General features: G+C 37.7%; 7 protein-coding genes. All 7 read right to left on the bottom strand.

Going from position 1 to position 8,993, the window contains the following annotated elements:
* A partial coding sequence (locus ACM6F9_RS07335; protein ID WP_414845089.1) for a T9SS type A sorting domain-containing protein occupies positions 1-1,613 on the bottom strand: 1,613 nt, incomplete at its 3' end.
* 297 nt (positions 1,614-1,910) lie between these two features.
* The gene (locus tag ACM6F9_RS07330; protein WP_414845088.1) at positions 1,911-2,321 is read right to left on the bottom strand and encodes a hypothetical protein; all 411 of its coding nucleotides are present in this window, start codon (positions 2,319-2,321) and stop codon (positions 1,911-1,913) included.
* 122 nt (positions 2,322-2,443) lie between these two features.
* Entirely contained in the window at positions 2,444-2,842 is a 399-nt protein-coding gene (locus tag ACM6F9_RS07325) for a hypothetical protein (protein WP_414845087.1), read from the bottom strand.
* Positions 2,843-2,937: 95 nt separating this feature from the next.
* Positions 2,938-5,265 (bottom strand): beta-glucosidase BglX, encoded by a 2,328-nt coding sequence (bglX, locus tag ACM6F9_RS07320; protein WP_414845086.1) that lies wholly within the window; start codon positions 5,263-5,265, stop codon positions 2,938-2,940.
* Positions 5,266-5,346: 81 nt separating this feature from the next.
* Entirely contained in the window at positions 5,347-6,054 is a 708-nt protein-coding gene (locus ACM6F9_RS07315; RefSeq protein WP_414845085.1) for a prolyl oligopeptidase family serine peptidase, read from the bottom strand.
* A gap of 39 nt (positions 6,055-6,093) precedes the next feature.
* Positions 6,094-7,485, bottom strand: coding sequence for a glucoamylase family protein (locus tag ACM6F9_RS07310; RefSeq protein ID WP_414845084.1), 1,392 nt, complete (start codon positions 7,483-7,485; stop codon positions 6,094-6,096).
* Positions 7,486-7,556: 71 nt separating this feature from the next.
* On the bottom strand, positions 7,557-8,990 hold the full coding sequence (locus ACM6F9_RS07305; RefSeq protein ID WP_414845083.1) for a RagB/SusD family nutrient uptake outer membrane protein: 1,434 nt from the start codon (positions 8,988-8,990) through the stop codon (positions 7,557-7,559).
* Between the last annotated feature and the right edge of the window lie 3 nt (positions 8,991-8,993).

Genomic DNA, 8,993 nt, shown 5'->3' with positions numbered 1-8,993 from the left:
AGTTTAGCATTCGCCATTTTATTTGTATCAGTTTTTATAGTCACCAGATAAGCTCCCTGAACCAAAGCCTGAGTATTGATCTTCGTCACGCTGTTCTTTGTTTTTATACTTTGAAGCTGTCTTCCGCTCATATCATACAAGAGAATATCAGCTTCTTTGAAGTCAAAACCGATTTCTACATATGCATAGTCTGAAACAGGGTTTGGATAGATCTTGATGTCATATTTTTCAATCAGCTGATCAACCTGTTTGTCCCCCAATTTCACAATCTTCCAGTTTTCTTTCCCCAATTCTTCTGCACTGGTTCCGGCTAAAACAATTGAACCATCTCTGTTCAGTTTTAAATCAGAAAGCCTTTCTTCCTTCTTACTAGACTCTCCTTTTACGTGCTTTCTCCACTGTTCATTTCCATTCTGATCTAAGTAGAGCATCCAGAAGGTTTCATCATCAGTTTGAATTCTTCCTTCCGCTTGAGTGTAACCTCCCAACAGAATACCTTTAGATAATTTGTCGTCCGCTGAATGAAGAACACTCATCCCCATCAGGATATCGCGGTTTTTGAAATTGTAGGACTTCTGCCATTGTTCATCACCCCTTTCATTTAAAGAAATTAGCCAAAGATCTGTTCCTTCTTCAATACCTACCGTTTTGTTTCCTGATCTTTCCGATCTTGATTCTCCTCCAATGATGAATCCGTTTGAAGTTAATGCCAGGGTTCTGATATGATCATCACCTTTTCCTCCAAAATTCTTTTCCCATTCTACTTTTCCGTTTTTATCGAGCTTAACGATCCAGTAGTCACCTTCGCCGAAGTTTTCAGTTTGTTTAGAGGTTGCAGATAGTAGGTTTTGGGTTGCAGTTCTGTCAGACGGAGTATTTGTATTGATCGTTGATTGCTGATGAGTTGTTTTAACAGATGTACTTCTGGAATAAATTCCCAGTAATGCTCCGCCATCTCTCGTTGGAATCATCTTTTCCACTTCATCTAAACCTTTTCCACCTAGGATTAATTGTGATAATTCTTTTCCATCTTTATCCAGTTTTGTGATCAAGACATCTTTAGAGCCATAACCTTTTGAAGAACTTTGAACGTTGCCCGCAACAAAGAATCCTAAATCTGTCGTTTGAATCACAGCTCTTGCTTCTTCATCAGAAGAACTTCCCAAGGTTTTCTGCCATAATTCATCTCCAAATTCATTGATTCTGATCAGCCAGATATCTGATCCTCCTTTGGAATCCTCTTTTTTATCAAGACCTTTTCCAGAATAAGAGGTTCCTGCTAAGAGAAATCCACCATCCTGTGTGGTTACTGTCGCTGATAAATAATCATGATTTTGTCCGGAAAAGTATTTTTCCCAAACTTCTTCTCCCTGTTGATTTAGTTTTACCAGATGAAAATCATAACCGTTGTTTTGCTTACTTCCAGCCTCCAGCTTCCCGCTTCCTGACTGTATAGAACTTCCTGTGATCAAATATTGCTGGTCAATAGTTGTGGTTACCTGGCTTAGAAAATCCTGGGTAGAGGAGTTGATATCTTTTTGCCATACCACTTCCTGGGCAGATACACCCAAAACTGCGCACATAGTAAATGCACCGAGATAGAGTATTTTCATCTTGTGTTGTTATTTGAGTTTATAATGATTTTTTAAATTCCGTGAATTTAACTTTTATTAACACATAAGAAAATACAAACCTATTATTTAACATAAGTCTTACTATTCATAATTGAATATCAATTACAAAAATCTAAATATGTGTTTTTCTGACGTAAAATTATCTATGTACAACGACAAAACTTGTCGTATTAAATTTTATTTAACTCAAGGTAGATAATTCCATTTAAGGTTATTTTATTCATGTCCATAAAAAAACCACTCTTCCGAGTGGCTTTCTATTTTTAAAATCTGATCTTATTGATAAATTATCTCATCATTTTTCTTGATCTGGTAACTTTTTTTGTGAGGTGTTAAAACATAAATGTCTTTCACATGAGTTCCACTTTTCCAGATCTTTTCTTTTCCCTGCTTGTCGAGAATAATGCTTTTTGCAGCACCATCCGGAATAAATACTTCAGCTTTTGTCATGCTTTTATTGAAAATCACAGCAGTTGTTGTAGTATAACTTTTATCTGTACTAACTTCTTTAAGTTTTATTTTCTGATCAAAAGTTCTTATACAATTATTTTTGATTTGTGAATAAGTATATCCTGCGGAGCCTATACAGCCGTGAACGTCTCTGTCCCCACCCAAAACTGGTGCTTTTTTTTGAGCAAAAACAAGTGTACCAAGGAACATGGCACTGAATAAAATAGTTTTTTTCATAGGTTAAATTTTTGTTTTCTGATTGGCTAAAGATATCACAAAAATGTGACATCAATTAATTTCTCTCCAAGTTACAAAAAAAGCCACTCTTTCGAGTGGCTTTTTATCTTTGAAATCTGATCTTATTGATAGATCACTACATTATCTTTTTTAAGCTGATATCCATTTTTTTTGAAAGGGACCAATACATAGCCATCTTTTTTCCAGGCTTTGGCTTTACCTCCAGCTCTGGTCAGGATTATACTTCCTGTATCGGCATCTTTAACGAAAACCTCAGCTTTTTTCATGTCTTTGCTGAAGATTACTGCTGCTATTGAAGTAGAACTTCCTGCAGGAGCTACTTCTGTCAACTTGATCTTTTGTTCAAAAGTTCTTACACAATCCTTTTTAATTTGAGAATAGGTATATCCTGCTGAACCGATACAACCATGCGCATCTCTGTCTCCACCTACAACATGTGTTTGCTGTGCGAATACTAAAGAACCCAGGAACATTGCACTAAGGAAAATTGTTTTTTTCATATTGATTTTTTTATATAATAATAATTACCGAGTTATTATTAAAAATCATGCCAAATAAACCCTAACACACATTCCTGTGAATAAATTTCACTTTATTACTTCGTCCAATTAATCTTAGAATGTTTCACCTCTGCAGAGCTGGTACCAATCATCACATCAAATTCACCTGATTCCCAGTCGTATTTCAAATCTCCATTGTAGAATTTAAGATTTTCAGGGGTGATATCAAATGTAACTTTTTTTGATTCTCCTTTTTTCAAAAATACTTTCTGGAAACCTTTCAACTCTTTTACTGGTCTTGTAATGCTTCCTACCATATCTCTGATATACAACTGAACTACTTCTGCTCCGTCATAATTACCATTATTTGTTACTGTAACGGATGCCTGAACACTCTGATTTCCTTTTGGATTGGCATTAGATACCGCAATGTCAGAATACCCGAATTTTGTATAACTCAAACCAAATCCAAACGGATACAATGGTGTATTACACTCATCCATATAGTTGGAACGGAATCTTTGATATTCACATTTATCAGTCAGTTCCTGGCTTAAAGGGCGACCTGTATTTTTGGCATTATAGTAAATTGGAACCTGTCCAAGGCTTCTTGGGAAAGTCATTGGAAGTTTTCCTGATGGGTTTACTTTTCCGAAAAGAACATCTGCAATAGCATTTCCTGCTTCTGAACCTGCAAACCAAGCATTAAGAATGGCATCCGGCGTATCTTTTACATTTGTTAAAGCTAGTGGACGGCCTGTGAAAAGTACTACCGCAATTGGTTTTCCGGTTTTCTTTAATTCGTTTAAAAGATCAACCTGAGATTGAGGAATCGTAATTTCTGTTCTTGAAGAAGATTCACCGCTCATTTCCGCAGATTCTCCGATTGCCAGAACAACCACGTCTGCTTTGCTGGCAACATCTACAGCCTCTTTTAATAATTCTTCTTTTGAACGGTTGTCTCTATCGGTTTTTTTGCCATGAGCAGCATAGATGTCTTCTAACTTTGCATCATAATCAATATTGGCCCCTTTTGCAGAAATGAATTTTACTTCTTTACCATAGTTAGCCTGAAGGCCCTGCATCAGGTTTACTGCTTTATCATGCTTTGCTGCAACACTCCACGTACCGGCCATGTTTAATGAATTGTTCACCAATGGTCCGATTACCGCAACAGTTCCTGATTTTTTCAAAGGAAGCACCTGGTTTTCATTTTTCATTAAAACCATAGACTGTGCAGCCGCATTTCTAGCAATATTTCTGTTTTCCATGCTGAAAACTTCTTTTGCTGCAAGCTTTGCATCACCATACTTGTATGGATCTGTAAATAATCCTAAGTCATATTTTGATTCAAGAATTCTTCTTGCAGCCAGATCAATTTCAGCCTGCGTTACTTTACCTTCAGATAAAGATTTTTTTAATGTCGTTAAAAAACCTTCACCTACCATATCCATATCCACACCTGCTTTTAAAGCCAATGCTGAAACCTGCTGAAGATCTCCCATACCATGGTCAACCATTTCATTGATCCCTGTATAATCCGTTACTACAAAACCTTTAAAGTTCCATTTGTTTCTTAGAACTTCGGTTTGAAGCCATCTGTTTCCTGTCGCTGGAACTCCGTCCACTTCATTAAAAGAAGCCATCACAGAAGCTACCCCCGCGTCAACAGCCGCTTTGTAAGGTGGAAAATATTCATTGAACATTCTCACGTGGCTCATGTCAACTGTATTATAATCTCTTCCAGCTTCACCTGCTCCGTAAAGTGCGAAGTGCTTCACACAAGCCAAAATGGTATTTCCAACGGATAAATCTTTCCCTTGGTACCCATAGACCATATTTTTTGCAATTTCACTTCCTAAATACGGATCTTCACCGGAACCTTCGGAAACTCTCCCCCATCGTGGTTCGCGGGAAATATCTACCATTGGAGAGAACGTCCAGTTGATGCCATCAGAAGAAGCTTCTTTAGCAGCTACTCTTGCGGACTGCTGGACCAAATTCATATCCCATGAAGCCGCTAAACCTAATGGAATTGGGAATGTAGTTTCATAACCATGGATAACGTCCATCCCGAAAATCAAAGGAATTTTAAGACGGCTGTTTTCCACTGCTACTTTTTGAACGGCTCTGATTTTTTCAGCACCTTTTATATTGAATAGTCCGCCTACTAATCCCTGTTCCACTTTTTTACCGATGTCTGAACTTTTAGCCAGACCTGTAGTGAAATCACCTGAACTTGGTAAATTAAGCTGACCTATCTTTTCATCCAATGTCATTTTAGATAAAAGATTATCTACAAAAGCCTTCTTTTTAGCCTGATACTGAGCTGTCTGATAAGACTGAACAGGCTTGTCTACCATTTCCTGTGCAGAAAACACAGGAGCCAATGCTAAAGTGGCAATTACAATTAACTTTTTCATAAATCTATCTTCTTAAATTATTGTTTTTATATTTTTTAGTTTTAATTCGATGGGTTTATCTTTCGATCATTGTGTGTTGGGTTATTTTCCTTTCTTTTTTGATAGCATCCATTCATAGAACTGCGGATTTGAGTAGGCAGAATCCCATGAGTTATGATTATCATTCGGGAAAATTACCAATTCTGCGTTTGGATTTACAGGGTGCAACTTTTGGTAAAAATTAAAAGCATTGGCAGGCAGTACAATATCATCCATTCCGCCTTGGAATATTTTTATATTTAAATCTTTAAATTGCTCAATATTGGCTGTCATAATCTGATCTGTAGGTGCACAAACTGAAGCTACTGCAGCAAACATTTCCGGATGCTCCATAGCCAGTTTCAAAGTTCCCCATCCTCCCATAGAAAGTCCTGTAAGATAAATACGGGAAGCGTCAATTTTATATTTTTGTTGAATTTCCTGGATCAGATGATATAGGGTCACGGTATCCCACCACATTCCTTCCGGACATTGCGGAGCGAGAATAGCCACGGGTTCTTTGATTAGATTTTTATAGGTAAAGGGACTGTGTGCCTTTACCAGATCCAAATTGGTTCCGCGCTCTCCTGAACCGTGAAGAAAAACAATCAAAGGAACATTTCCTTTTGTATTCTTAGGATAGTCTAGAATATAGGAGATTTTTTCCTGTCTTTTAATTTCTTTATTAAGCTCTGCTTTTATTTCCTGAGCGTTAAGACTCAAAGAAAATGGCAGAAGTAAAAGTGGAATATATTTTAATTTTAATTTCATATTGTTATTTGGTTTTGGCTAATACCCATTCCTATTGAATTATTTTATTCCATATTTTGTTGACTGAAAGCTTAGCTTTTTCAACCCCTGCTGAATTTCCGGAGCATTCATGAACAGTTTCCAAAGAAATCCGGATCTGTAGTTTTCAATCATTGGAGCGATAGTTCCCTGATCGATAGCCAGGTATCTTGGGGTAAACCAATTGTTGTAATTGATTGAAGTGGCATCATAAGGACCTGCTGATCCTATAAATTCCGGTTTTTGAGTATAAATGAATCTCAGGAAAGCCATTGATTCTTTTGGAGTATAGGGAAAGCTGCTCAATGCGGCTGTAGGCGTTATAACTCCGTTATCATTGCTTGGCATATGGGCGGTGTATCCGGTACTTCCATCCTCATTTCTGGTATAACCGGCTGTCAATCCCCAATAGTTGGGCCCGTAACCTTTCCATTGTTTTGGATTTTCGACACAGTATTTATAATCGATGAGGGTTTGATTTTTATTGATATCAAAGAAGTTTTTCACAAGTTTATCGGATAATCCTGTAGGATCAAGCCCGATATATGAATATTGTGCCCAGAAAAGCGGTCCGCCATATTCTTCGGCATAATTGTGTTTTACATACAGGGGTAACCCATATTTTGTTTTGTCTGTAAGGTAGGTTCCGTTTCTCGTCCAGCCTTTATAGTATGTTTCTGCATCAATGGAATAGGTAGGAGAAGATGCTGCCAGAATATAGGTGATAAGACATTCGTTATATCCTTCCAGAGGAAAGTTCATTTCCCATTGGTATTCTGGTGACCAGTGCCAGTAAAGGACTTTTTGCCCTCCTTTGGTGTACCAGTTCCACTGAATTCCTTTCCATAATTCATCACATTTTGCGGCCAGCGCTTTTTCTTCTGCGGTTCCGTTTTTGAAGTATTCACGAACCATCAGTATTCCCGAAGTAAGGAATGCTGTTTCCACAAGATCTCCGCCATTATCTTTTTTACCAAAAGGAACTGTTTTTCCGGTTTCTCCATTGATCCAATGGGACCATGCTCCTTTGTGGCGGTCTGCCTTTGCAAGAAAATCCATGATATGAGTAAGTCTTTTTACAGCCTCCTTTCTCGGAACAAATCCTCTTTCTACCCCTACGAGAATAGTTGCCAATCCAAATCCTGACCCTCCTGTAGTGATTACATGCTTATCATTATCCGGATAGATATTATCTTCATGATAACGTTCTCTTCCCAGCATTGAGTTAGGCTCAGCATAATCCCAAAAGTATTTAAGGGCATCTTTCTGCACTCTGTCCATCAGCTGTTCATCTGTGATGTTACTTTTTACAGCTTCAACTTTTCCTGCTTCCTGTTTTGCTACTGGGGCATTTTTACAGGAATAGACAAAGAATAAAGAGGTGACAGCTATTGATAATATGTTCCTTTTCATGAGATCTCTTGTTATAGGTTTCTAAAAGAAGAGGAGAATTTTCATTCTCCTCTAATGTTTATGATTTATTGTTAATAGCCAGGGTTTTGAACGAAAAGTCCGTTACTCTGGTTCATAGCGTCCAAAGGAATTGGGAAAACTTCATTCTTCCCTGTTTTAAATCCTTTAGGTCCTAAATAAGTAGCAGCCTGACCTGTTCTTACTAAATCCGGGAATCTATCCATTTCCATAGCCAGTTCTACTCTTCTCTCCTGCCAGATTGCAGTTCTAAGGGCACCCTGACTGGAAGCAGTAGTATTACCAAGCTGAGCTCTGTTTCTTACTTTATTGATACTTGTAGTGGCAGCAGCTGTATTTCCTAATTCATTCGCAGCTTCTGCATTAATTAAAAGAATGTCAGCAAATCTTAAAATTCTTATATTCTGGATAGAACCATAGCCACATGCATTATTATTTAAAGATGTTGGCACATACACTTTTTGGTTCCACATATTACCTGCCTGAGGATCACCTTTTTTAATCAAATCTCCTTCAAGCGTTGTTTCTCCTTCTCTAAGAATGCTTAATTCTTTTCTGATATCTCCCGGTTCAAATGCATTTTCTAATTCCTGAGTAGGTGTGAAGAAGCCCCATCCGAACTGATTTCTCACTCCCTGAACTTCTGCATACTGGCTGCCAGCCTTTGGTCCTAACGTAGGGTCACAACCACAGTTTACTTCAAATACAGATTCTGGACCGAATTCCCCAGCCGGTCTGAACAAATGGTTGAAGTCCTGATCTAAAGAATACCCCATACCAATAACTTGGTTAGAAGTATCATAAGCTTTTTGATAATCTTTCATATAAAGGTAAACTTTTGAAAGTAATCCTAAAGCAGCGCCTTTTGTTACTCTTCCACGGTCTGCAGCAGCATAAGCCTGAGGTAACACTTCAGAAGCAGCAAGAAGATCAGAAACGATAAAATTATAAACTTCCGCTGTAGAATTTCTTGCTTTCAGATAGTTTCCATCTGCTGGCAATCCGTCATATATTGGAACTCCTCCATAGATTCTTACCAAATTGAAATAGAAATAAGCTCTTAACATTCTGGCTTCAGCTACCAATCTGGTTCTAAGTGTAGCGTCCATGTCTATCTTAGGAACATTGGTAATCACCTGGTTGGCTCTGTTTACAGCCTGCCACTGACCGATCCAATATGCTCTTACTCCATCATCACTTACTGTAAAAGTAAAATTATCATAAGCGTTAATAAACGATGCATCCCCAGAATTAGATCCTTTTTCTACATCATCACCTGTTACTCCAAATACATATTGTGCAGGGAAACCCGAGTTCTCCCAACTTCTTAAAAAGCTATAAATAGCACTTGTAGCCTGCATTGCATCATCCTGTGTTGTAAAGAAATTTGCTACATTCGTTTGCCCTTCATCTTTAATATCTACAAAGTCGTTATTACAACTTATAGTTAAAGAAAGTATGGAGAGTGTTAAAAATATTTTTTTCATAAT

It is taken from the genome of Chryseobacterium sp. IT-36CA2 (assembly GCF_949767875.1).
Taxonomy (GTDB): Bacteria; Bacteroidota; Bacteroidia; order Flavobacteriales; family Weeksellaceae; genus Chryseobacterium.
This window is presented reverse-complemented; position numbering and strand designations above follow the sequence as displayed.